The organism is Alloacidobacterium dinghuense (genome assembly GCF_014274465.1).
Classification (GTDB): domain Bacteria; phylum Acidobacteriota; class Terriglobia; order Terriglobales; family Acidobacteriaceae; genus Alloacidobacterium; species Alloacidobacterium dinghuense.
In genome coordinates, this window is sequence record NZ_CP060394.1 from 719,220 (window position 1) to 744,305 (window position 25,086).

Consider the following 25,086-nt stretch of genomic DNA (forward strand, 5'->3'; position numbering starts at 1 on the left):
CGCTCCGAAATAATGAGTTTGTTGTGATTGCAGGTATGCCGATTTTTCCCCCGCGCAGAAACAGGTTTCCCTTCGCCCTCGTCTTGCTTTCGATGGCTTTGACGCTAGGTGTCTCAGCGCAATCAGCTGACGATGAAGTCACGCCACAGGTGCAGGAACTTTACGCACAGGCAAAGGCTGCTCAACAGCACGGCGACAACGCCACTGCGATCCAGAAATATCGAGCCATGCTGAAGCTCGCTCCTCACCTGGCGCCCGCATACAACAATCTGGGAATGCTCTACTTCGGTCAGCATGATTACACTCAGGCGGCCCAGGTATTGGAACAAGGGTTGAAGCTGAATCCGGACATGCCAACCGCATCGGCGATGCTTGGCCTCAGCTATTCACAGCTCGGCGAAAATGAGAAGGCGGAACCGCTTCTCGAAGCCGCAGTACGCGCGAATCCAAACGATGACAACGCACAGATGGCGCTGGCGCACACTCTCATCAATTTGAAGCGATACGACGAAGCAACGCCCTATCTAAAAACTTATCTCGATCGCAATCCAAAAGATCAGCAGGCGTGGTACCTGCTTGGCAAGACATACCTGCAGCTCTCCCAGGATGCCCTGGGGAAAATCAATCAGATTGATCCGAACTCGGTGACAGCACACATCATCGCTGGCGAGATCGACGAGAGCATGCACAATTACGATGGTGCGCTCGTCGAATACAAGAAGGCCATAGACGCCGCTCCGCAGCAACCCGGCACACACGAACATATGGGAAATGCATTCTGGGTCACCGGTAAATGGGATTCAGCGCAAACCGAATTCAAAGCCGAACTAGCGAATGATCCGAGCAATTGCGGAGCCCGCTGGAAACTCGCCAACGCCATGCTCGAAGCCAATGCTCCGGCTCAAGACGCACTCGCAGAACTGAACCGCGTGGTCGAGCAGTGTCCGACGTTGATGCAGGCTCGTGTCGACCGTGCTCGAGCCCTCGTAAAGTTGGGCAAGCAGGACGACGCACTGCCCGATCTTCTCCTGGCGGAAAAAGACAGTCCGGACGAGCCATCCATTCATTTCCTGTTGTCCAATGTTTATCGCGCTCAGGGTAAGACCTCCGACGCGCAGCAGGAAATGCGCACTTACGGAAAGCTGCAGCGCGAAGCGAGTGAAGCCGTCGCAGGGCAAGCGAGCGATGCCATCAACATCAAGAGCAATTCTCATTAAAACTACAGGCTGTTTCATTCTTCGGACATCGGCCTTGCCTCTGGCGCTCCTGTTTCTTGCGGCAGCCTTACCAACGCTTGCACACTCGCAGGAGCAGATGTCGTCCCAGCAAGGTGGCGTGAGCACTGGCGGCGCGCACGCCCCTGTGCACGATGCGGAGCATCGCCCCATCACCGCCGGTGGGTTTGTCGATCAGGGTCCGGTCGTCTTCAAAGACATCTCACAATCATCCGGCCTCGCTAGCTGGCGCTACGCCGGTGGAACTCCAGCTAAAGCCTACATCGTCGAGTCACTTGGAAGCGGCGTGGCTCTGTTCGATTACGACAATGACGGCTGGCTCGATATCTACCTCGTCAACGGCATGACCTACGATGCGATGAGCGGCAAGGCTCCTGCGCCGCATGCAGCGCTCTTTCACAACAATCACGATGGAACCTTCACCAACGTCGCAGAAAAAGCCGGCGTGACCAACGACCGCTGGGGTGTTGGAGTGGCTGTCGGCGACTACGATAACGATGGCTGGCCCGATCTGTACGTCACGAACGTCGGCAAGAATCGCCTCTATCACAACAACCATGATGGGACATTCACCGATGTAGCCGAGAAGGCCGGCGTTGCACTCGGCACATGGTCCACAGGCGCAACCTTTGGCGATTACGACGGAGACGGCAAACTTGATCTCTTCGTTCCCGGATATACGCAATACGACTTCAACGATCCGCCTACCGTGGGTTCAAAATCAGTCGTCTCGAATACCTGCCTGTATCGCGGCGTCAGCGTATTCTGCGGCCCGCGTGGCTTGAAAGGCGAGCACGATCATCTCTTCCACAACAATGGCGACGGCACCTTTGCTGACGTCAGCGCCAAAGCAGGTGTCTCCGACCCACCAGGCTATTACGGTCTTGTCTCGCTCTTTGTCGATCTCAACGACGACGGTAAGCCGGAACTGCTCGTAGCCAACGACTCAACGCCGAACTACCTCTATCGAAATAAGGGTGACGGCACCTTCGAAGATTTAAGCTTCGAATCAGGTTATGCCGTCAATCACGATGGCCGCGAAACCGCGAGCATGGGCATTGCTGTGGGCGATTCTCAAAACAAAGGCCGCCTTGACATTCTCAACACAACCTTTTCCGACGATTACAAAGTCCTCTATCGCAACAACGGTGATCTCGATTTCACCGACATAAGCTACGACGCGGGCATAGCCACGGCCACCATCCCGTTTCTGAGTTGGGGTGACGCCTTCATCGATTACGACAACGATGGCTGGAAGGACATCTTCATCGCCAGTGGCCACGTTTACCCGCAGGTAGACAAGAATGATTGGGGCACAAGCATGGCCGAGCGCCCACTGCTTTTCAGAAATGTTCACGGCGAGAAATTTGAGTTGGTGCCGCCAGTGAAGGGAACTGGCCTTGCGGACGTCATCTCAGCGCGCGGCGCAGCTTTTGGCGATCTCTTCAACGACGGCAAGATCGACGTTGTCATGAACAATCTCGATGCGCCCCCCACCCTGTTACGCAACGTGAACAACGACCTCCATCACTGGATCGAATTCAGGCTAATCGGGGGCCCGAAGAGTCCTCGCGACGCCGTAGGCGCTGCCACCTTTCTCACCGCGGGAAACCTAAAACAGCGCGGAGATGTTCTCAGTGGAGGCAGCTTCGCTTCATCCAGCGATCCCCGCGTCCACTTTGGTCTTGGCGACGCCGACGCGGTCGATGCCGTGGAAATTCGCTGGCCTAGCGGCGTCCAACAGAAAATCAGCATTCCCGCGGTCGATTGCATCTACACGATTGAAGAAGGCAAGGGCATTGTCGGGTCGCTTAATCTGCGAAAAGGCCCAGAAGCGAAATGATGCGAGCAATCTCCTGTTCCCCAGTTCTGATTTTCGCATGGTTAGCACTTTGCTTCACAGTGGCAGAGGCGCAACCTGCGACTGCGTCACCCGTTCGAAATGCTGATGCTCCTTGCGCCAACTGCCATCGCGAAATCTTCGAGAAATACCTGGATACACCCATGGCGAACGCCAGCGGTGAGGCTCTTGACAAATTTGAGCCGGGAACGCTGGACCATAAATCATCGGGTACCACCTACCGGTTGTTCTTTCGCGACAAGCAGGCGATACTCAGCTTTCAGAGTGATCGCGAGCCTCAGGTGAGCGGCGAGCGGCAACTCGACTACTTTCTCGGCTCCGGACATCTCGGCATCACCTATCTGTATTCCATCCATGGCTATCTCTTCGAGTCGCCGGTCGCCTACTACTCCGCGTCGCATTCCTACGACATGAAGCCCGGCCTCGAGTCGATAACCGAAATGCCGCCGGCGCTACACATGCAGGCAAGCTGCATGCGCTGCCACATGAGCGCCGTACAGCAGAGCGATCCGGGCACCATCAATCATTACAATGGGCTACCTTTTCTGCACGCAGGCATCACATGCGAAGCCTGCCACGGAGACACCCAGCGCCACCTTGCCACCGGAGGCAAGGCAGCCGTCATCAATCCGGCAAAGCTTGACGCGGACCGTCGCGACTCCATCTGCATCAGTTGTCATCTCGAAGGCGACGTCTCGGTCGAGCGTCCAGGTCGCTCCGCTATTGATTACAAGCCGGGCGAATCCATCTCCGACTATCTCTCCTTCTATGTCTATGAAGGAAAGGATGCAACGAGGCGCGGCGTCAGCGAAGTGGAACAACTGAGCATGAGTAAATGTAAGCGCACGAGTGGCGACAAGATGTCCTGCACCAGTTGCCACGATCCGCATTACACGCCGGCATCGCAGCAACGCGCGGCCTTCTATCGAAGCAAGTGCCTGGCCTGCCACACGGATGCCACATTTGCCGCTTCGCATCATCCTGAGAACCCCGACTGCACGAGCTGCCACATGCCACGCAGTGGTGCAGAAAACATTCCGCATGTCGCATGGACGGATCACCGTATCCGAAAAATTACAGATAACGCCGCGGAAGCGATCAAAGACCTTGGCGAAGGCGACACGCTTACCCCGATCTTTTCGCCACATGCAACCAGGCGCGACTTGGCCCTTGCCTATTACAAGGGCCTCCTCGAAGGAAACCTCGCGTTGCAGCCAAAAGTTTTTCAAGCACTGGATGAGCTCCGGCCGGAGATTTCCACCGACACGGAAGCGCTGAACGCACTAGCGATCAGCAGCGAAAAACACGGAGATCACAAACAAGCAACAGAGTTGTTCGAACAAGTGCTGAAAGTCGATCCGCAAAATCTGACGGCGCTGTCAGACCTCGGCATACTTCGAGCGAAATCCGGAGACCTGCAGGAAGCCATCGCTCTCCTGCGTCCAGCTTTTGAACGGAATCAGGATGTCATCGGCCTGGCGAAGAATCTGGCGCAAGTGCAATGCATGTTGGGCGATGCAGTATCTGCGCGGATGACGCTTGAAAAGACACTTCAATTCAGCCCCGGTCTCGAAGACGTGCAGCAGATGCTGACCCAGATGGCATCTTGCAGCAGCGTTAAACAATAAAATAGGAACATACGGCGAGATGACGAAGCGGTTCCATCGCGACAAAGTTCAGCGGCGCATTTCCGTGCTCATCCTCTGCGCAATCACTTCGTCACCGCTTTTCGCATTGCAGCAGCAGCACACACTGGACACATCGGACACCCTCCAATCCGTGCATCATCTTCTCGATACCGCTCAATTTGCTCAGGCAGAGAGCGCACTGCGCGCATACCTTGAGAAGAATCCGTCATCGGCAGACGGTCACTTCCTGTTGGGCTACGCGCTGTTCCGAGAGAAACGCCCCAAAGATTCGCTCGCGGAGTTCACCGAGGGCTCTAAATTCGAGCACCCACAGGCATCAGATCTGAAGATTGTTGCCGCCGACTATGTGGTTCTTGGAGACTTCACAGACGCAGACAAATGGCTGACCGTTGTCACGGAAGAAGCGCCCGGCGATGCTGACGCATGGTACTTGCTGGGCCGCACCAAGTACAACGAGAATCGCTTCGAAGAAGCCATTCAGGCCTTTCAGCGAGTTCTCACGCTGCGTCCCAATGACATCAAAGCCGAAGACAACCTTGGCTTGTCATATCAGGGCCTCAATCGCCTCGACGAAGCGAAGAAGTCCTTCGAGAGTGCCATTCTGTGGCAGAAGGATTTCCCTATGAAAGATGCGCAGCCCTATCTCAACATGGGCATTCTCCTTATGGATCAGGACCAGGCCGCCCAGGCGCAACCTTATCTGCAACAGGCTGTGGATCTGGCCCCGCACAATCCCAAGGTGCGCGAGCAGCTGGGCCGCGTCTATGACCTGCTAAAGATGCCCGACAAAGCCGAACAGCAACTGGAACAAGCAGTCGCGCTTGCGCCGGACGTTTCAGCGCTGCACTTCAAGCTCGGGCAAATCTACCGGCGGCAGGGCAAGCAACAACTCGCGCAGCAGCAATTCGACATCTGCGCCAAGCTAAACAGCGCACACTCGTCCACTGAGACCCCAAATCCCGCCGAACAAAATTGATTCGCAGAACAGCATTGTATAGTGAAACAAATTCGGAATTGTATCCGTCACCTGTTGCACATACGAGGAGGAAAGAGCATTGAACAGGCTCCCACGAAAGCTTGCGATGCTGTCGTTTGCGGCGTTGCTGCTCGGCACGCAAGCCATTGCATTCGCACAGGACAAGAAGCCGGATGAAGCAGCAAAGGGCGAAACCAAGCACGACGGCGATAAAGATCAGCAGAGCATTCCACCTGAAAAAAGTTCGGTGACGCATCACGACCTGGCGCTGGACGGCAAAACCATCCATTACACCGCAACCGCTGGAACGCTGCTGATTCGCGACGATGAAGAGAAGCCTTATGGCAGCATCTTCTATATTGCCTATACGCAGGATGGGGTCGATTCCAAAACGCGTCCAGTAACGTTTCTCTACAATGGCGGACCCGGGTCGGCAACGCTGTGGCTGCATATGGGCTCCGTTGGTCCCGTGCGTGTTGCTACATCGAGCCCTGCTGCCACGGGCTCCGCGCCGTATCAGATCGTTCCGAATCAGTACAGCCTTCTCGACAAAACCGACCTCGTCTTCATCGACGCACCGCTCACTGGCTATTCACGCGCCGTTGGCAAGGCTACAGCCAAAGACTTTGCCGGAGTTGATCAGGACCTCAAGGCATTCAACAAATTCATCGCGCGCTACGTTACCGTGAACGAGCGCTGGAACTCACCCAAAGTCCTGTTCGGTGAATCCTATGGAACTACGCGTTCCGCCGGTCTTTCTGCTGTGCTGCAGGAAAATGGCATCGCGCTCAACGGGATCGTTCTTCTTTCCTCGATCCTGAATTATGGCGAGCTCGCGCCCGGAACCGACACGCAGTATGTCGTCAACTTGCCGAGCTACGCTGCCATCGCCTGGTATCACAGCAAGCTGCAGAACAAGCCAGCCGACCTGAAGGTTTTTCTGGATGAAGTCCGCGGCTTCGCTCGCGGCGACTATTCTGCGGCCTTGGCCGAAGGAGACCAGATCTCTTCCGCAAGGCTCGATGCCGCTGCTGCGAAGGTCAGCCAGTACACCGGCCTCAGTGTGCAGTTTGTCAAAGAAGCGAAGTTGCGTGTTTCTCCCACGCGTTTTCGCAAAGAACTGCTGCGCGACGAAGGCGACATTCTCGGTCGCTACGACGCGCGCTTTGAAGGCACAGACGTCGACAGCGCCGGTGAGAATCCCGGCTATGATCCATCCGATACAGGCATCTCTGGAGCCTTTGTCGCCGCCGAACACGACTATCTCTCGCGCGAGTTGAAATATGACACTACCGACGAATATCGCCCCACCGTCTACGGGAACATCGGTGATTGGGACTGGAAGCATCGGGGAGCGGGCGCAGGGCGAGCCTTTGGCGGCCAGCAGGCCATGCCCTACGTGGCAGGCGATCTGGCCGACACAATCCGCAAGAATCCAAAGCTGAAAGTGCTGTCAGCCAACGGCTATTTTGACTTGGCGACACCATTCTTTGCTACCGAGTACGATCTTTCGCACATGATGCTCACGCCCGACCTGGCCAAGAATGTGGAGTTCACCTACTACCCGTCCGGTCATATGGTGTATCTGAACGTGGATGCCTTGAAAGATTTCAAGCGCGACCTCGACACCTTTTACTCGAACCTCACCAGATAGCACAAAAACTAGATAACACAAAGAAGGAGCTGTGATCAGCTCCTTCTAGCACCCTCCCATGTTCGCGCTTAACCAGAGATAAATGCGATGATAGTTCTTAAAGGCTGAACGCCTGAAGGGATTCTATACATGGCAAATGTTGTCGCACGCGAAGCAGCACAATTCACTCAGAAGGTCGAAAACCGCTCCGCACGCATCGGCATTATTGGAATGGGTTATGTCGGCTTGCCGCTGTCGCTTCTCTTAAGTGAGGAGCGCTTCGCCGTCACCGGCTTCGATATCGATACCAGGAAAGTCTCCACGCTCAACGAGGGAGGCTCCTACATCGTCCGCATTCCCGGCACGGAGATTCAAGCCGCCCAGAAGCACGGTTTTCGCGCCACCTTCGACTACTCAGAAATTGCGAATATTGACGCGGTCATCATCTGCGTTCCCACGCCGCTCAACGAGAATCACGAGCCGGACCTGAGCTATATCCGCGACACAGCGAAGGCTATCGCCCCGCATCTGCGAGAGGGTCAGCTGATCATTCTTGAAAGCACAACCTATCCCGGCACGACCGAAGAAGTGCTGATCCCAATTCTCGAAGAGGGAAACAGCCAACAGCTTCGCGTCAGCCGCGATGCGTCGACTAAGGGGTTCTATGTGGCTTTTTCGCCCGAGCGTGAAGACCCCGGCAACGACACTGTTGCACGTCGCGATATCCCGAAGGTTATTGGCGGAGTCGGTCCTGTCGCCTTGGAGCTGGCATCTGCTGTATACGGAAGCATATTCAATCGCACGGTCCCCGTCTCAACCCCGGCTGCCGCCGAGATGACCAAGCTTCTCGAAAATATCTACCGTTGTGTAAACATCGCGTTGGTGAACGAGCTGAAGCAACTCTGCGATCGCATGAACATCGACATTTTCGAAGTTATCGATGCGGCCAAAACCAAACCCTTTGGCTTTCAGGCCTTCTATCCGGGCCCCGGCCTCGGAGGCCACTGCATTCCCATCGATCCCTTCTATCTTTCATGGAAGGCAAAGCAATACGACTTCCGGACAAAATTCATTGAGCTAGCCGGCGAAGTGAACGTGGCGATGCCGTATTACGTTGTGGATCAAACAATCGCCGGCCTCAACGAGCAATCGAAAGCGCTCAAAGGTGCGAAGGTGCTTGTGCTCGGGCTTGCTTACAAAAGAGACATAGACGATCTCCGCGAGTCGCCTTCGCTCACCATCATTGAGCTTCTCAAACAGCGCGGCGCCGTCGTCTCCTACAACGACCCATTTTTCCCGTATGTAGGACGCGGCCGCCACTACGATCTCGACATGCACGGAGTGCCTCTCGACAATCTCGACCAATACGATTGCGTCCTTATCGTGACCGATCACTCCGATTACGACTACGCCCGCATCGTTAAGGAATCAAAGCTGGTAGTCGATACAAGGAATGCAACCAAGGGCATTCGGTCGGAAAAAATCGTACGATGCTGACGGCCGTGGGCTGCTGGGGGCAATGATCAGTCGCCGTCAGCAGGCGTCTGCCCGCATGACCGCTAACCGGCGTTTATTCGTGCTGACCGCTGTGTTCCCCTACCCGTCCCGGCTCGGGAAAGTCGGTATCGTTGTCATGGTCCAGGTCTTTGATCATCGGGTCCGCGAGCCTATGCGGCAGCTGATCCGCAAGATTGCTTCGCAGGTCAGGTCGCGGTGTAGAGTCGGTAGGGGATTGGCTTTCCACCGCACCCTTGCAGGAGTCGCTATCGTGACGAGTTGGCATAAGTCCTCTTCGATGGCCGTTCTGCGAAGCTAGTTGCCAATGAGCCTGTTTACTGCGGCTTATATGCCGAAGGGGATGGCTTGGGTGCCATAACTCTAACTCCCATGCCGTTCAATCGGCTGCGTGCCTGCGCTGCCTCCGGGGATTGTGGATATCGTTGAATCAGATTGCGCAGGTCGCGAATGCCCGCATCGCGCTGGTTCGTGGCCAGCTCGGCTTCGCCCTTGCGCAATTGCGCTGCCGGAACCTTGGGATTGCCCGAAAACTGCTCCAGCACCGCGTCATAGCTTTGGATTGCCGTCTTATAGTCGCCCTGGCGATAAGCAATCTCGCCAAGATAGAACTGCGCATTACCAGCAAGGTTGTCCTGAGGATAATACTTCAAAACATCGCCGAATTCACCGGCGGCCACGTCATATTTTGCGCTGTTGTAGTCGCGCAGGCCTCCCTGGTAGAGCTGGTCTACCGGAGGCGCAGGGGGCTGTGCCGGTGTGGCATTGCCGTCTGCTCCTCCGGGTGCCTGTTGCCCACCGGGCACTCCGCCCATCTGTCCACCGGCTGCCTGCTGGGTGTTCACATTTTGCAGCTGTCCCTGAATATCGTGCAGGGTCTTATCCAGCCGGGCAATGCGCGATTTCAGCTCGTCGACGGAATCGTTCAGGCTCTGCATCTGGCCTGAGAGCTGGTCCACCTTGCCGCCGCTACCTTCATTTTGTGCTTGAACTTGCTGCTGCAGAGTATTCATCGCCTGTGACATGCGGTTCACGCTGTCCGCTGTCTGCTCCACCAGGTGCTGCAGTACTCCCATGCGCTCATCGTTCGATTGCTGCAGCCGTTGCAGCGTATCCTGCAATGTTTGCACCTGCTGCTGCAGCTGAATCATTTCCTTTGAAGCGGCATGCGCCCTGGGGGCAGGGCAGAGAAGTGCAAGCGACGCAATCGCTGTGAGCTGAACTAAAATCTTTCGCATAGAAATTCCCCGGCGTTGTGCATGTCCTTACATTGAGTGTAGTCCAAAAGCAAACGGCAGCACTGCGTGCTGCAATGCTGCCGTCGCACGGGTAGGATTTAGCGGTCCACGCCGAACTGGGCTCGGCGGTTCTGCTGCCAGCACTCTTCCGTGTGCTCGGTGCAGAACTGCTTTTCCTTACCGTAGCTCACGGTGCGCAGACGGTCCGGACTTACGCCGGCATTTACCAGCGCCTGCTTGGCCGCATTGGCGCGGTTTTCGCCGAGGCTCAGGTTGTATTCCGTCGATCCACGCTCGTCGCAGTAGCCGCCAATCACGACCTTGATCCCCTGATGCTGATTCAGGAACGCGGCATCTTTGGAAATAATCGGCTGCGCATCGGGACGGATCTCATACGCGTCATAGTCGTAGAAAATGTCCTGCACGTTCTGGTGGAAGAGGGTGTCATCCATGTCGCTCTCATTCAGGTTGCTCGCAGGAGCCTGCGGCGCATTCACCGTCAGGCGTGCTGTCGCATCCGTCGAGCCGCCATCTCCGCGCGCGATCAGGTGATAGTTGGTCGATGCGGTCGGCTTCACATTCATCGTGCCTGCTGTCGCAACCTGACCCACGCCTTCAATCGAAGTATCCGTAGCATTCGTTGTTTTCCATGTCAGCACGGCGCTGTCACCAGGGTTGATCGCCTGCGGTGTCACGGTGATATCAGCGGTCGGAGCGGGCGCGGTAACCGTTGGCGGGGGCGGCGGGGGCGGCGGGGCCGCTTTCTTGTGGCAGCCTGCCATGATTACCAGCGCTGCGAGACTGACTACAGAAGCAAGATACTTGCGGTGAAGGTGTTGCACGATCTCCTCCTTTGGGAGCGAATTGTAAAGGCTCTCGAACGAGCGTTATTGCTAGCCAGGACAGGGCAGGCGCATCGAACTCCGTCTGCCAGGCAAATGAAAAAACTGCAAACTTACTTCCAACTCCAATTCGGCATGGTGTTGGCGCTGCCATGTGTCAATGCGTGTTGTTCAGAACCGTCAGCCAGCATGGTCCAGATCTGCGTAGCGCCGCCGTCTTCCCGTTGAAAGACAATGTGGCGCGAGTCTGGAGACCATGAGGGAAAATCGTTATGCCCGGAATCATGGGTCAGCTGCGTCCAGCGCTTGCTGGCAACGTCCATGATGTAGATATCCTGTCCGCCTGGCGCGCCCGGGCCGTACTTGCGGTTCCACGCAAAGGCCAGGAATTGCCCGTTGGGCGACCACGAAGGCGAAGTGGCATAGCCGCCGTCGGTCATGCGCTGCACATTTGCGCCATCCGAATCCATGATGTAGATCTGCGGCAGTCCCGTGCGCCCGCTCACCCACGCAATCTGCGCATTCGTCTTGGGATTCCACACCGGCGAAACATCCGGTCCGCGGAAGGCAGTCACGCGATGCAGACCGCCACCACTCGCGTCCGACGTAAAGATTTCCGAATCGCCATCATGCGACGAGGAGAATGCCAGCTTCGATCCGTCACTCGACCACGCCGGAGAGATCGTCGTCCCGCCCGGTGAATTGAAATTCACGGCACGGTTCAGCAACAGTGAGTACATGCGGATAGACCAGCCGTTCTTGCCGAGACTCGAAAACGCAACCCGCGAATTATCCGGAGCCACGCGCGGCGAGAGCGAGATCGAGCCCAGATGCGTAATCTGGTGTTCGTTCTCGCCGTCGTAATCCATCACCCAGATTTCTTTGTTGCCCGACCTGAAAGAGACGAAATAAATCTTCGTCTCGCAGATACCGGCAACGCCGCCCAGCCGCGTAATAATCTCATCGGCAAAGCGGTGAGCAATCGCGCGCGCATTGTCGACGCTGGCATTGTCCGAATACTGCTTGCCCAGAATCTGCGGCGTCTGCTGGTTCTTCGCGTCGAATAAGTAACCGTAAACGGACACTTTTCCATCCGCGACTCCAAGGGACCCAAAAACCACCATGTCGGCATTGGAAGGAGCAGCCGCCCAGTCAGGCAGATTGATCTCCTGCGGCGAACCCGGCATCAGCGGCGGAGCCATGCTCTTCGACACCATGTCGAAGATGCCCGCATTTTGCAGATCGTTAAAGAGCGTCGTGTCGAACGCGCCCTTCAGCGAGCCAGACTGAGGATCATTCGATGTTTGCTTGAAATTTGCAGCCGCCAGGCGAATCTTCTGTGCGCCGAGATTCGTGCCAGTGCGCACCCAGTCCTGTGCATGCGCGATCTCTAGGCCGCTCAGGATAAAAATTGCTGCAAATAGAAGGGAATAACGTGAGAGCAAAATTCCTGATTTCTTACCAATAATCATTCTTCCGTCCGGCAGAGAAATTTGCGGAAACTGGATCAACATCATCGCCCGGGCTCTTCACAATAGTACGACACCGAAAGCGAGCTTCCGTTGTATCCTCCAGGCAATGGACCATAGGAATCAACCCTCTGGACCGCTCTGAGGCACGAAGTGTCCAGACTAGGCGAGCCGCTCGACTGCGCAATCCGTATCTGGCTTGGAGAACCATCCCGGGAGACCACAAAAGACAAATACACCCTGGCTCCCGCCGGGGTGCTCGGAGAGACTTCCTGTGTCAGCCAGTTTTGCGCCGTTCGTCTGCGAATCAATTCCACGTACCAGGGGAAGCGCGAACCAAAGTCTCCCCCATTGACTGCGACGGGATTATTCCCATTTGGGTTGCTTGCCATCGATCGCGGAATATTACTTTGGGTAGCTTCGCCGTAATTCGCGCGGTTCTGCTGGTTCGGAACCGGCTGCGCATGCTTCGTCGAAGTGGGCGTGACATTCTTCTGTGGCTTCGGCTTCACCGGAGCTTCAGCCTTCTGCGGAGCCTGCTTTACCTTGGGAGGAATCTTCTGCTTTTCAGGAATCGGAATTGCATCCGGCGGAGGCGCCTGCACTGTCTTTTCCGGAGCAGGCGGCGCAGGTGCCGGACTGGGTGTCTGCGTTGCCAGAACATTCTCCGTCGGCTTGTTTTCACTCGGCAGCGGAATCGTCGGAGCCGAACTCACCAGCGTGGCCTGAATCGCACCCGGCGCAGACTCGCTGTTACCCCAGATGCCGCCATGAAACCGCCCGACGAGAAAGATATACACCACAACCAGCGCCACCACTCCAGCGTGGAGCATGAGCGAACCCACAGCCGGGCCACCAAGACGGTTCCCTTCAACTTCGATTCTTGCGCTGGTCCTCATCCTGCTACTTCACCGCAGAGCCGTTATTCAGTGGCTGCGTCACAATGCTGATATTGGTAATTCCGGCCTGCTTCACGGCATCCATTACCGAAGCGAACGCGCCAAACGGCACACGCTCATCGGCGCGCAGATAAATAATCCGGTGCGCAGGATCAGTATTCGATTCGTGCAGGCGCGAAGCGAGATCGGCAAGATTGATCGGCTGATCGCCAAGAAATACGCGCTGATCTTTATCGATCGTCAACACCGTGCGCTGCTCGGTAATTTCCTTTACCGTCTTCGTCTTCGGCACGGCTACGTCAATGCCTGACTGCAGAACCGGAGCCGTCAACATAAAGATCACCAGCAGCACCAGCACCACGTCCACCAGAGGAGTGATGTTGATTTCCGCCAGAGCGGTCTGCGTATGACCGGATCTACTTGTGAACGCCACGCGCGGCTTGCCTTTCCAGCGGATCCTCGTTCGCTCCTACCGTAAACTCTTCCATGCTGTTCAGCAGTTCGCGCGAGAAGTCATCCATGCGCGCCCCAAATTCGCGGCAGCGCGCCGTGAACTGGTTGTAAGCGATCACAGCCGGTACCGCGACGACAAGGCCAGCCGCAGTCGTGATCAGCGCCTCAGAAACACCCGGCGCCACTGCGCGCAGCGTCGCCGCGCCCGCAGTTCCCAATCCATGGAAGGCATCGACAATACCCATGATCGTGCCGAACAAGCCAATAAAAGGCGAAATCGCGCCAATGGTTGCCAGCCAGGTGAGCCGCTGCTCCAGAACTGTCAGTGCTTCACTCGAAGCCGTCTGTGCTGCCCGTTCAAGAGCTGTAATGTTCTTCGGAGGTCCATATCCACCTGTCTGTCTCCGATACGTCTCGTAAACCTCGTCAAATACATTCACCAGCGGACTGGGCTTGAATTGCTCACTGACGGCGGCAATCTCCTGCAGACGGTTCGCCTTGCGAAAAGCACGCAGGAAGCGATTGCTCTGCGCGCGCGCACGCTTGAACGTGCCCCACTTGCCGAGAATGATCGCCCACGAATAAAGACTGGCAATCAGCAGCAGCCCGAGAACAGCCAGCGCAATCGGTCCGCTGTTTTGCAGCATCTCCACAATCGCGCTACCGCTCGGAGGAGCAGGCGGCGCGGCTGCGTCGGGCTCCGCCTGAAATAAAACTAAAGCAATTGCAAGAAAAATGTGTGTCATCGCCTTGTATTAACGTTAGCAGACGCAAATTAGAGCAACCAAGTTGCCAGAAGGTGACGAAGGAAAATCTTTGTCTGAAGAACCTCTCGTAAGAAGGGTTCTCTCTTTATTCTCTCAGCCGCCACTCTCCACAAGGAGTTTGGGCGCACACTTGCTGCCAAGCGTGATCATCCGACGAACTGTTTGCTGTAACAAGACTTTTAAAACAACACTCAGCGGCAGATTCGTGTCCGAGTACAAGGACGATGGAGTATCATGGCATCCAACCTGGAAAGGAGCCTTCTATGATCGCACTGCATTCAGGCCAATGTGGACTGTGTGCCCACTTCGGTGAGCCGCACCCGGCCACCCCCACGCTCATCCGGATCCACAGCTCCAAGGATGCCTCGGAGACGTTTTTGGACGACTGCGGCCATCCTAAGCACGCTCCGCTTCACTTGAAAGTGAGCGCAATGAGCGGCTGCGACGGCTTCACGCCTGCTGCTTCCGCATAACGAAACATTCAGGTTCCTCTGTTACGTATCGCCGAACGCTCTTCCTTGATATGCTGCGTTCGAGATGCTGCTCGAGCTGCGCGCAGAAAATTACGCGGTCATTGATCACGCCATCGCAGTCTTCGGCGCCGGCCTCAATCTCCTTACCGGAGAAACCGGAGCAGGCAAGTCGATTCTCGTCGATGCGCTCGCCCTGCTGATGGGCGATAAAGCCTCGTCTGAAGTGGTGCGCCACGGAGCAGACAAGGCTGTCGTCGCTTGCGTCTTTGAAGCTACGCAAGGAGCCGAGGCCATCCTCGAGACCAACGGCATCGATAGCGAAGGCCATGAAATCATCTTGCGACGCGAAATCCTGTCGAATGGAAAAGGTCGCGTTTTCATTAACAATCAGCCGGCAACGGTAGCCGTTCTCCGCCAGCTTGCGCCCGAACTCGCCCTCGTCCACGCACAGAGTGAAACGCTGGGAGCCTTCGATCAGCCACAGCAGCGCAGCCTCCTCGACCGCTTCGGCAACATCTCCGAAGAATTCACCACCGCCGCTCACGAGCGCTGGCGAGCCATTCAGCAGAAGCTCAACGACCTCGAACGCGACGAGCAGGACCGTCTCCGCATGGTCGACCTCTGGAGCTTCCAGCGCAACGAGATCGACAGCGTCAAGCCTGCCGAAGGCGAAGACGAGTCTCTCGAAATCGAGCGCCGCGTCTTATCCAACGCCGAAAAACTATACGCCGCCGCGATGAACACCCATGAGCTGCTCTACGAAGGAGCCAGTTCCGCGGAGACGGCTCTACGCGCAGCGCAAAAACAGATCGAGGAACTGGCGCACTACGATCCAAAATTCCAGGAAGCCGCGCAGCAGATCGCGTCTGCCCGCGCATCGGTCGAGGACGTAAGCGCCACCGTCCGCGATTATGCCGAGAACATTCAGGCTTCGCCAGAGCGGCTTGCCGAAATTGAAGACCGTCTCGCCGCTCTCAGCCGCCTGAAGCGCAAATACGGGCAGACTCTGGCCGAAGTCATCGCCTACGGCAAAGAAGTAGCAGGAAAGCTCAACGAAATCGAGAATCGCGACGAAATTCTGAAAACCCTGCGTGGTGACCTGAAGATTGCAGCCGACGCCTATCGCAAAGCCGCACAGGCCCTTACCGCCGATCGCGCAGCGGCAGCAAAGAAGCTCGAAAAATTAGCCGAGACGCAGATCAATGACCTCGCCATGAAAGTCCGTTTCGCTGTGACTGTCGCTCCGAATGAAGACCCCGCGCATTGGACCACCCACGGCTGGGACACGGTCGAATACCGCATCGCCACAAATGCGGGCGAACCGCTAAAGCCGCTCGATGAAATCGCCTCCGGCGGCGAAATGTCGCGCGTCCTGCTTGCGCTCAAAGTCAGCGTGGAAGAAGGCGCAAGCAAAGCGCAAAGCAAAAAGAAAACACAGGTCCCGCGCACTCTTGTCTTCGACGAAATCGATATCGGCATCGGAGGCCGTGCTGCCGAAGCCGTCGGTCAAAAACTCAAAGCGCTCTCCCGTGCGCAGCAGGTTTTGTGCGTAACGCATCTGCCGCAAATCGCTGCCTTTGCCGACCAGCATTTCCTCATCGAGAAAAAGGAACACAGCGGACGCACCAAAACCTCAGTCCGCCTGCTCGAAGCTTCAGATCGCACCGAAGAGGTTGCTCGCATGTTGAGCGGCGCCACTGTAACTGACACGTCGCTCAAACACGCCGAGCAAATGATTAAGACCAGCAGGTAATAGCATCATTTCCCTTTAGGATGGTTCTCCAACTTCGGGTTGTAAAAGAAGCCTTTTCGCAGATTGATCCCATACTCTAGATAGGCCTTCAGGCAACAGCTCATCTGCATCCAGCCGTAGCAATTCCCGTACGAGCTATCCAGCCCCTTTTGATTTTCCTTCCAGTTGCCTTCTGAAATGCTGACCAGCGTCTCTTCCGGGCCGAGCGGCTCAAACTTCATTTCGACATGCGTGTCATAGCCGCCTTCCATCGCCGTCCATTCAAAAACAATCAACGCATTGGGAACAACCTTCTTCACAGACAATGGAACATCGCCCGGATAATCCGCAAACCGCCAGATCACCTTCGCCCCATCATCCAGCGGCCCGCTCGCCGATTCGGTAGCAAAGTACTGTGTGATCTTCTTCGGGTTATAAACCGCGTCAAAGACCTCCGCGACCGGTTTCTGAATCTTTGTCTGAATCTGAAACTTTAGATCCATGGTTCCTCCTGATCTCGTTTTCCAAGACAGCCAGAATATATGTTATGTTTTTATAACATGTCAACCACAAAGAAGGAGCGCGAACGGCAGGAGGCCATCTTCAAGGCATTAGCCGACTACCGCCGCCGTGAAATGCTCGACCTTCTCCGGGACAAACCGCAGACCACAGGAGACATCTGCAACACCTTCAAAGACCTCGACCGCTGCACCGTAATGCAACACCTCGGAGTACTCGAGAAAGCAGAGCTGATCATCGTAAAGCGCGAAGGCCGCCATCGCTGGAACTACATCAACCCGTTGCCGATCAAAGAAATCTACGACCGCTGGATCAGCCGCTACGCCACCTATGCCATCGACATCCTCGCCCGCATGAAACATGACCTGGAAACACACTAACGGGGGTGCCCCAGGTTCGCGAAGCTAACCTGGGTTTGTTCACCTCCACCAAAAGCATGAGGACCCCTCACGACCGCACCTGTTACACTGCGACGCAATGCGCGTCCGCAAGCCTTCTCTTCACTTCCTTGCCACTCTCCTATTCGCCGCAACCGCACTCGCCCAGCAATCGCAGCATCTTTTCTTCCGCGTCACTATAGGCCCGGAAATCAGCGCGCCCGCATCCGGCCGCCTGCTCGTCTTTCTCGCGCCTGGAACCGGCACGAAAGAAGTAGACATGAATCAGTTCCAGCCAAGCGAAGTCTACGTTGCGGCAAAGGAAATACTGTATCTCAAGCCGGGTGAGGCAGTAGACATCGACACTGACGACCTAGCCTTTCCTGCAGCCTTCTCCAGCCTCAAGCCCGGCGACTACCAGGCGCAGGCCGTGCTTGACGTGAATCACACCTATACCTACGGAGGCCGTGGTGAAGGTGATCTCATCAGCGATGTCATCGCCTTGCAATCGTGGACGCCGGGTGAGGGAAGCCAACCATCCCTGGTCCTCAACAGCAAAGCCCCAGCCCGGCAAACCCCTAAGCTGCCGTTACCGCCGGAAGTCCAGAAAGCTGCAGACGACCACACGCAGCCCGCCGACTTCATCAGTCCATCGCTAACAAAGTTTTCCGGTCGCGAAACTCGCATCCGCGCCTGGATTATTCTGCCGCCCGGCTACAGCGACAAAGCCGAGGAGAAATTTCCCACCGTTTACTGGACGCACGGTTTTGGTGGCAATCTCATTTCCGCGAAGGCCCAGGGCCAGATGATCTACGCGCGCATGGCGCAAGGCAAAATGCCACCCATGATCTGGGTCATGCTCGATGAGTCGCTCGCCACCGGCACTCACGAATTCGCCGACTCGGTTAACAACGGTCCATGGGGCGCCGCGCTCACAACGGAATTCATCCCGTGGATTGAATCGAAATACCGCATGGATGCGAAGCCTAGCGGACGCTTCCTGCAGGGACACTCTTCCGGCGGCTGGGCGAGTCTTCAACTCCAGGTGAACTATCCGAAGATCTTCGGTGGCACCTGGTCCACATCACCCGATCCCAGCGACTTCCACAACTTCAGTCAGATCGATCTCTACGCGTCGCACGCCAATCTCTATCATCGGTCTGACGGCAGCGCGTTCCCCATCATTCGCGACCACGAAAAAATCATGGCAACCATGGAAGAGCTGGCAAAGCAGGAGCGTGTCTTAGGCGTTTACGGCGGCCAACTGGCTTCGTTCGAGTGGGTCTTCTCGCCTCGTGGGGCCGATGGTCGTCCACTCAAAATGTTCAATCGCGATACTGGCGACGTTGACCCATCCGTCATTGCCTACTGGCACGATCACTACGACCTCGCCAACATCGTCTCGACCGACTGGGCCGCACGCGGCAAAGACCTGAAGGGAAAAATACACCTCATCGTCGGAACCGCGGACACCTTCTACCTCGACGGAGCTGCCCACAAATTCGAGGCCGTGCTCAAAGGTTTTGATGCCGACCCGCACTTCACCTACCTCGACAACCGCACGCACTTCGACCTCTACAAAGAGGGCGATGACCGTATGGCGTTATTCGACAAAATAGCCGCCGAAATGTACGCAGTCGCCAGACCGGAGAAGAAATGAGTGCTGCCTGAGCGAACCCAGCCGGTCACTCCCGGGTTCGTTCAGGCCTATCCCCATACCCCCCGGCACGGTATACTGGTAGATGTGACAGCAACGACAATTGACCCCCTTACGGTTGAGCCTCGCGATGGCTCCGAATCTTCTGAAAAGCGCGTTCTCCTCCTCAAGCCCCGCGGCTTCTGTGCAGGTGTCGTTCGCGCCATCGATATCGTAAAAATCGCCTTAGAAACCTTCGGCGCACCGATCTACGTGCGCAAAGAAATCGTTCACAACCGCTTTGTCGTGAATGAATTAGCGGAAAAGGGCGCGATTTTCGTCGACGAGATTGACCAGGTCCCCGAAGGCATGCGCGTTATCTATAGCGCCCATGGCGTTTCGCCCGCCGTCCGCCAGCACAGCAAAGACCTCAACCTCAAGGTCATTGACGCCACCTGCCCGCTCGTCACGAAGGTCCACGTCGAAGCCGTCAAGTTTGCCAAGCAGGGCTACTCGCTGGTCCTCGTCGGTCATCGCGACCACGATGAGATCGAGGGCACATTCGGCGAAGCACCCGACGTGACCCAGATTGTCTCCAGCGCTAAAGAAGTAGAGAACCTCAAGGTGCCCGATCCAAATCGGGTCGCTTACCTCACGCAGACCACGCTTTCTCTCGACGAGGCGCGTGACATTATCCACGCGCTCAAGGAGAAATTTCCCAACATCATCGGCCCGCACTCGCAGGACATCTGCTACGCCACAGAAAACCGCCAGACTGCGGTCAAGAACGTGGCGCATAACGCCGACCTCGTCCTCGTCGTAGGCTCGAACAACAGCTCCAACTCGAATCGTCTGGTCGAGGTTTCGCGCAATCTGGGAACGAACGGCTACCTCATCGATAACTCTGAAGCTATCGACCCCGCGTGGCTCGAAACCGTTTCGACCGTTGCAATTACTGCGGGGGCATCTGCTCCCGAAATCCTCGTCGAAGACGTCGTAAATTATTTGCGTCAAAAAGGTTTTGGTAGCGTCGAAGAAGTAGAAGTCATGCCGGAAAACGTCAGATTTGGTTTACCACCGGAGATCGTTCAGGCAATCGCATCCGCTCCAGTGTCAGCACCTGCATCTGTTTAAGTAGGGCGCGGGTCTAAGTGTTCGACTCGTACAGGGTAAGAGTGGGTTCGGCGAGCGAGGATTTCAATCCCTCGCAGAACGTGAATATTACAAAGACGGGCTTGGTCCCGGATTGAGACTTTTTCGCAGGGCAGAATGATCGTTTTGTTGCAGAGGTAAAAACAGCTGCATAAATGCCCCAGAGTTTTTAGCACAGAATGAGTACAAGTACAGGAACAGCAAAACGCGGCACACCCAGATTCGGCAGAATCGATGCTGCCTTGGAGTCCGTAGAAGCCGCGATCAAGCGTTCCCGCGACTACATCTTTTCCATCCAGGATTCAGAGGGCTACTGGTGTGGCGAACTCGAAGCCGACGCCATGCTTGAAGCCGATTACATCTTCGTCCACCGTTTCCTCGGTACCGGCGAGGAAGCCAAGCTGCGGCGCGCCCTCACCGAGATGCTGCGCTTCCAAAATGACGATGGCAGCTGGAGCATCTATCCCGGCGGCCCCGGTAATATCAGCCTCACCGTCAAGTGCTACTTCGCCTGCAAGCTGATGGGCTGGAGTGCCGACGAGCCGATCCTGGCAAAAGCCCGCGAATGGATCCTCGCGCACGGTGGCGTTGTTCGGTGCAATACCTTCACAAAGATCTACCTCTGCGCGCTTGGCCAGTACGAGTACGACGCAGTCCCGGCCGTCCCGCCGGAGATCGTGCTCTTTCCCAAGTGGTTCTACTTCAATATTTACGAAATTTCATCGTGGTCGCGCGCCATCCTGGTGCCGCTGTCGATCGCGTACGCGAAAAAGCCATTTAGGAAAATTCCGCATGAGCAGGGAATTGACGAGCTTTTCGTAGGCGGCCGCGAGAATGCCAATCTGCACCTGAAATGGGATAGCAAGAACAAGATCAGCTGGCGTAATTTCTTCCTCATGTGGGATCGCGTTGCGCACTGGGCCGAGCGCATCCACATTCGTCCGCTGCGCTCGATAGCGCTTAAGAAGGCGGAAAAGTGGCTTCTTGAGCGCTTTGAGATGTCCGATGGCCTGGGCGCCATCTATCCAGCCATGCTCAACGCCATCGTCGCTCTGCGCTGCCTCGGTTATTCGCTCGACGATCCGCAAGTCATCCGCGCCATCGACGAATTCGAAAAGCTGGGCATCGACGAGCCTAACGGCTCCGCTGCTTGCTCCGAGCCGACCTTCCGCATGCAGCCCTGCATGTCCCCGGTGTGGGATACCGCACAGGCCGTCTATGCACTTGGCGAGGCCGGAGTGGATCGTAATGATCCGCGCATGCTCAAGGCCGCCGACTGGATGCTCTCAAAGGAAGTCCGTCACAAAGGCGACTGGGCAGTAAAGGTCCGCAACACTCAGCCAGGTGGCTGGTACTTTGAGTTCAACAATGAGTTTTACCCGGATGTTGATGATACGGCACAAGTTCTGCTCGCACTGAATAAGGTCGATAATCCCCGCGAGCGATATCAGCACGATGTCTGTCTCCGCGCCATCGACTGGGTCTTCGCCATGCAGTGCAGGAACGGCGGCTGGGCCAGCTTCGACAAAGACAACACGAAGATGATCTTCCAGCACATCCCCTTTGCTGACCACAATGCGATGCTCGACCCGCCGACTGTCGACATCACAGGTCGCATCCTGGAGATGCTGGCGATCTACGGCTACACGCGCAAAGACAAGCGCGTCGAAAAAGCTATCAAGTTTATTTACGAGGAGCAGGAGCCTGACGGCAGCTGGTTCGGCCGCTGGGGCGTCAACTACCTCTACGGAACCTTCCTCGTTTTGCGCGGCCTGGAAGCCATCGGCGTGTGGAACCACGAGCCGCAGATTCAGCAGGCAGCCGAGTGGATTCGCATGGTGCAGAACTCCGACGGAGGCTGGGGCGAAAGCTGTGGCAGCTACGACGATCCGACGACGCGCGGCGTAGGCGTCAGCACCCCCTCGCAGACAGCATGGGCCATCCTTGGTTTGCTCGCAGCCGGCGACATCCGCAGCGATAGCGTAGCCAAGGGCGTGCGCTGGCTGATAGAGCACCAGCAGAAAGACGGGAACTGGGACGAGAGCGTGGGCAAGGGGGGTGCCCGTCAGGCGATCTACACCGGCACTGGCTTCCCGCGAGTCTTTTACCTCGCCTATCACGAGTACCGGAATTATTTCCCGCTGCTGGCCCTCACAAATTACAAGCGCGCGATGGAACGCGCCGCATAGTCTCTTAGTTTTATGCTGTCATCCTGACGTTGAACGAAGTGAAACGGAAGGATCTGCTTTTTTGGTTTGAAGACAGGCGCGGCAGCGCAGCACAGAATTAGGTAAAAGCTCCGGGCTTTAGCCCGGAGAAACAAAGATCAAGAAGAAGGGCCTTCAGGCCCGGGCATTCGCCGAGCCCCTCAAGGAGGAAAATGGCTGTACCAGTTTCCCAGGCATGGACCGTAGCAACCTACGTCCTCAAGCAAAAGATCAAGGGACGCAAGCGCTTTCCGCTCGTCACCATGCTCGAGCCGCTCTTCCGCTGCAATCTGGCCTGCGCCGGATGCGGCAAGATCCAATACCCGGCGCACATCCTCAAGCAGGAGCTGTCGCCGGAAGAGTGCTTCCGCGCCGTCGAAGAATCCGGCACGCCGATGGTCTCGATCCCCGGAGGCGAACCGCTACTGCACCCGCAGATCGATAAGATTGTCGAAGGCCTCGTTGCGCGTAAGAAGTACGTCTACATGTGCACAAACGCGCTGCTTCTTAAAGAGAAGCTTCACCTTTTCAAGCCGAGCAAGTACCTGTCGTTTTCGGTCCATCTCGACGGCCAGCGCGAGCACCACGACTTCTCTGTCTGCCGCGAAGGCGGATACGACATCGCACTTGAAGGCATCAAGGCAGCTATCGCCGCAGGCTTCCGCGTCACCACCAACACGACCCTCTTCGACGGAGCCGACCCGAATTCAGTCCGCGCGTTCTTCGACGAGCTGATGGAAGTCGGTGTCGAAGGCATGATGGTTGCCCCGGGCTACACCTACGAGAAGGCGCCCGACCAGAAGCACTTCCTCGGCCGCGCCCGTTCGCGCCGACTCTTTCGTTCGATCCTCTCGAACCGCAAGAAGACCTGGAAGTTCAACGCCTCGCCCATGTACATGGAATTCCTCATGGGCAAGCGTGAGTTCGCCTGCACCCCATGGGGCATGCCCGCCTACAGCGTCTTCGGCTGGCAAAAACCCTGCTACCTGCTGCAGGACGGCTACGCTGACACCTTCCAGGAACTGATCGACACCACCGACTGGTCCAACTATGGCACCGAATCCGGCAATCCGAAGTGCGCCAACTGCATGGTCCACTCCGGCTACGAAGCCTCCGGCGTCTACTACACCTTCGGCTCGCTGCACGGCCTCATCGACACTGCCATGGCCGTCTTCTTCGACAAATACGAGGATCGCGGTGCGCTCGACCTGCTCAACGAGCCGGTCAAGCCCGTGCACAGCTTCAACCCGCTCATCCAGATCGAAACCAAGGTCAACGTCGTCGAGCAGCAGGGAACCACAGCATGACAGCACAGCCTGCACACACCGCCAATCCCGACGAGCTCGAAGTAGCCGAAGGCGCTAAGCGCGAACAGCTCGAAGGCTGGATCCCGTCCCTCGCGACCGATGAAGAGATTCATCAGGCCTTCGAGAAAGCTTTCGATTACCGCGGCGACGTCACCCTCACCCTCAAAGACGGCCGCCAGATCAGCGGCTACGTCTTCGACCGCCGCAGCGGCAAAACCCTAGCCGACTCCGCCGTTCGGATCATCCCGGCAACAGAGCGCACCAAGCTCACCATCCCGTACTCAGAGATCGCCGCATTGGCCTTCACTGGACGTGACACCGCAGCCGGGAAGAGCTTCGAAGCCTGGGTCAAAAAATACTGGGAAAAGAAAGCGGCCGGCGAAAAAGGCATCGCCATCGAACCGGAAAAGCTCGATTAATTCCTTTGCGGTCTACTTGTCAATCTTGTAAATGTTGACGACCACTGCGTGAAAAAAGATTGCAGTGACGAAATCCACGAGAGCTCTGGGCGGATCGGCAATATCGTACTTGCCACTATCGGGGTAATAGGTGAAGTGCGAGCCGTCATGAATCTGAGTGAAATGGACATTCAAAATTTGTTGCGAATTCTGATCCCAGTCCTCCCCCGAAACCGTGATGTGATCAAAGCCTGAAACATTGTCGTCGGCCATTTCCTTTTTCGGGCATAGGACATATGAATAGGTTCGATGTTCCGAAAGCTTACTGGTTCGCCACCATACACGGTCTCTGATCGTTACGTGGTCGGGCAGATTTGATAGATTTACTCCCGGCTTTTTCGCGAGTGTCGGGGCTGGTTCTGTTTTTTTCTTAACAGCAGCCGGCATCTTTCCCCAAACTCCACCTTCCATATACTTTTCTTTTCCTTCCAGAGTAGAGTCCATTTCGCAAGCGTCAAATTTTCCCGCAAAGCAATATAGGGTTCAAGGTTACGAAGGTTCAGTGTACCTGAGTAATCTGCACCAAGTGCCGTCCTTTCGTAACGGGTAAGCATAGCGAAGTAGGTCATCGGGGTGGGGTACCCATTCTTTGCAAAGCAAAGGATAGGATAACGTGGCTCTAAATCAGCCAAAGTAACACGATCAGCTCGCCAACCAACCCTTTCCTATTGCCTTCCCATAGAGCGAT

General features: G+C 56.3%; 23 protein-coding genes. 14 read left to right on the plus strand and 9 right to left on the minus strand.

Going from position 1 to position 25,086, the window contains the following annotated elements; genetic code table 11:
- Window positions 1-35: 35 nt before the first annotated feature.
- The 6 genes from H7849_RS02940 (at window position 36) to H7849_RS02965 (ending at window position 8,851) form a co-directional block, all read left to right on the plus strand.
- Window positions 36-1,217 carry a tetratricopeptide repeat protein gene (locus H7849_RS02940; RefSeq protein ID WP_186744012.1) on the plus strand — a complete coding sequence of 394 codons (1,182 nt, stop codon included), beginning with the start codon at window positions 36-38 and terminating at the stop codon, window positions 1,215-1,217.
- A 97-nt stretch (window positions 1,218-1,314) separates the two neighbouring features.
- Window positions 1,315-3,078: a CRTAC1 family protein gene (locus H7849_RS02945; RefSeq protein WP_251106576.1), complete on the plus strand. Its 1,764-nt coding sequence runs from the start codon at window positions 1,315-1,317 to the stop codon at window positions 3,076-3,078.
- Between the two features lie 161 nt (window positions 3,079-3,239).
- Window positions 3,240-4,724 (plus strand): tetratricopeptide repeat protein, encoded by a 1,485-nt coding sequence (locus tag H7849_RS02950; RefSeq protein WP_186744016.1) that lies wholly within the window; start codon window positions 3,240-3,242, stop codon window positions 4,722-4,724.
- A 19-nt stretch (window positions 4,725-4,743) separates the two neighbouring features.
- On the plus strand, window positions 4,744-5,721 hold the full coding sequence (locus H7849_RS02955; RefSeq protein WP_186744018.1) for a tetratricopeptide repeat protein: 978 nt from the start codon (window positions 4,744-4,746) through the stop codon (window positions 5,719-5,721).
- 79 nt (window positions 5,722-5,800) lie between these two features.
- A complete protein-coding gene (locus H7849_RS02960; protein ID WP_251106577.1) occupies window positions 5,801-7,375 on the plus strand; it encodes a S10 family peptidase in 1,575 nt (524 codons plus the stop codon).
- Window positions 7,376-7,504: 129 nt separating this feature from the next.
- Entirely contained in the window at window positions 7,505-8,851 is a 1,347-nt protein-coding gene (locus H7849_RS02965) for a nucleotide sugar dehydrogenase (RefSeq protein ID WP_186744020.1), read from the plus strand.
- Window positions 8,852-8,924: 73 nt separating this feature from the next.
- On the opposite strand, the gene H7849_RS02970 is transcribed toward H7849_RS02965, so the two are convergent.
- The 7 genes from H7849_RS02970 to H7849_RS03000 all read right to left on the minus strand — a co-directional run bounded on the left by H7849_RS02970 (window position 8,925) and on the right by H7849_RS03000 (window position 14,516).
- Complete coding sequence (locus tag H7849_RS02970; protein ID WP_186744022.1) at window positions 8,925-9,137, minus strand: hypothetical protein; 213 nt, start codon at window positions 9,135-9,137, stop codon at window positions 8,925-8,927.
- 49 nt (window positions 9,138-9,186) lie between these two features.
- Complete coding sequence (locus tag H7849_RS02975) at window positions 9,187-10,107, minus strand: tetratricopeptide repeat protein (protein ID WP_186744024.1); 921 nt, start codon at window positions 10,105-10,107, stop codon at window positions 9,187-9,189.
- Between the two features lie 98 nt (window positions 10,108-10,205).
- Entirely contained in the window at window positions 10,206-10,949 is a 744-nt protein-coding gene (gene pal / locus H7849_RS02980) for a peptidoglycan-associated lipoprotein Pal (protein WP_251106578.1), read from the minus strand.
- Window positions 10,950-11,062: 113 nt separating this feature from the next.
- Window positions 11,063-12,466: a Tol-Pal system beta propeller repeat protein TolB gene (tolB, locus tag H7849_RS02985; protein WP_251106579.1), complete on the minus strand. Its 1,404-nt coding sequence runs from the start codon at window positions 12,464-12,466 to the stop codon at window positions 11,063-11,065.
- A complete protein-coding gene (locus H7849_RS02990) occupies window positions 12,463-13,317 on the minus strand; it encodes a TonB family protein (protein WP_186744025.1) in 855 nt (284 codons plus the stop codon). The genes tolB and H7849_RS02990 overlap by 4 nt, the downstream gene beginning before the upstream one ends.
- Before the next feature lie 4 nt (window positions 13,318-13,321).
- Window positions 13,322-13,750 (minus strand): ExbD/TolR family protein, encoded by a 429-nt coding sequence (locus tag H7849_RS02995; RefSeq protein ID WP_186744027.1) that lies wholly within the window; start codon window positions 13,748-13,750, stop codon window positions 13,322-13,324.
- Complete coding sequence (locus tag H7849_RS03000; protein ID WP_186744029.1) at window positions 13,734-14,516, minus strand: MotA/TolQ/ExbB proton channel family protein; 783 nt, start codon at window positions 14,514-14,516, stop codon at window positions 13,734-13,736. The genes H7849_RS02995 and H7849_RS03000 overlap by 17 nt, the downstream gene beginning before the upstream one ends.
- Window positions 14,517-14,800: 284 nt before the next feature.
- On the opposite strand from H7849_RS03000, the gene H7849_RS03005 reads away from it, so the two are divergent.
- Both H7849_RS03005 and recN read left to right on the plus strand, forming a co-directional pair.
- Window positions 14,801-15,010 carry a hypothetical protein gene (locus H7849_RS03005; protein WP_186744031.1) on the plus strand — a complete coding sequence of 70 codons (210 nt, stop codon included), beginning with the start codon at window positions 14,801-14,803 and terminating at the stop codon, window positions 15,008-15,010.
- 64 nt (window positions 15,011-15,074) lie between these two features.
- Window positions 15,075-16,763 (plus strand): DNA repair protein RecN, encoded by a 1,689-nt coding sequence (gene recN / locus H7849_RS03010; RefSeq protein ID WP_186744032.1) that lies wholly within the window; start codon window positions 15,075-15,077, stop codon window positions 16,761-16,763.
- Between the two features lie 5 nt (window positions 16,764-16,768).
- Here recN and H7849_RS03015 read toward each other — a convergent pair whose 3' ends face one another.
- Window positions 16,769-17,245 carry an SRPBCC family protein gene (locus H7849_RS03015; protein WP_186744034.1) on the minus strand — a complete coding sequence of 159 codons (477 nt, stop codon included), beginning with the start codon at window positions 17,243-17,245 and terminating at the stop codon, window positions 16,769-16,771.
- Between the two features lie 57 nt (window positions 17,246-17,302).
- Between H7849_RS03015 and H7849_RS03020 the strand changes: the two genes are divergently transcribed.
- From H7849_RS03020 to H7849_RS03045, 6 genes are all read left to right on the plus strand, one after another.
- The gene (locus H7849_RS03020; RefSeq protein WP_186744036.1) at window positions 17,303-17,641 is read left to right on the plus strand and encodes an ArsR/SmtB family transcription factor; all 339 of its coding nucleotides are present in this window, start codon (window positions 17,303-17,305) and stop codon (window positions 17,639-17,641) included.
- 97 nt (window positions 17,642-17,738) lie between these two features.
- Window positions 17,739-19,298 (plus strand): alpha/beta hydrolase, encoded by a 1,560-nt coding sequence (locus tag H7849_RS03025; protein WP_186744038.1) that lies wholly within the window; start codon window positions 17,739-17,741, stop codon window positions 19,296-19,298.
- An 84-nt stretch (window positions 19,299-19,382) separates the two neighbouring features.
- On the plus strand, window positions 19,383-20,408 hold the full coding sequence (locus H7849_RS03030; RefSeq protein ID WP_186747139.1) for a 4-hydroxy-3-methylbut-2-enyl diphosphate reductase: 1,026 nt from the start codon (window positions 19,383-19,385) through the stop codon (window positions 20,406-20,408).
- Window positions 20,409-20,605: 197 nt separating this feature from the next.
- Window positions 20,606-22,615: a squalene--hopene cyclase gene (shc, locus tag H7849_RS03035; protein ID WP_186744040.1), complete on the plus strand. Its 2,010-nt coding sequence runs from the start codon at window positions 20,606-20,608 to the stop codon at window positions 22,613-22,615.
- 191 nt (window positions 22,616-22,806) lie between these two features.
- Window positions 22,807-23,940 carry an adenosyl-hopene transferase HpnH gene (hpnH, locus tag H7849_RS03040; protein ID WP_186744042.1) on the plus strand — a complete coding sequence of 378 codons (1,134 nt, stop codon included), beginning with the start codon at window positions 22,807-22,809 and terminating at the stop codon, window positions 23,938-23,940.
- Window positions 23,937-24,359, plus strand: a complete 423-nt coding sequence (locus tag H7849_RS03045; protein ID WP_186744044.1) for a hypothetical protein — start codon at window positions 23,937-23,939, stop codon at window positions 24,357-24,359. The genes hpnH and H7849_RS03045 overlap by 4 nt, the downstream gene beginning before the upstream one ends.
- A gap of 12 nt (window positions 24,360-24,371) precedes the next feature.
- Here H7849_RS03045 and H7849_RS03050 read toward each other — a convergent pair whose 3' ends face one another.
- Window positions 24,372-24,842 (minus strand): hypothetical protein, encoded by a 471-nt coding sequence (locus tag H7849_RS03050; RefSeq protein ID WP_186744046.1) that lies wholly within the window; start codon window positions 24,840-24,842, stop codon window positions 24,372-24,374.
- Window positions 24,843-25,086 lie beyond the last annotated feature (244 nt).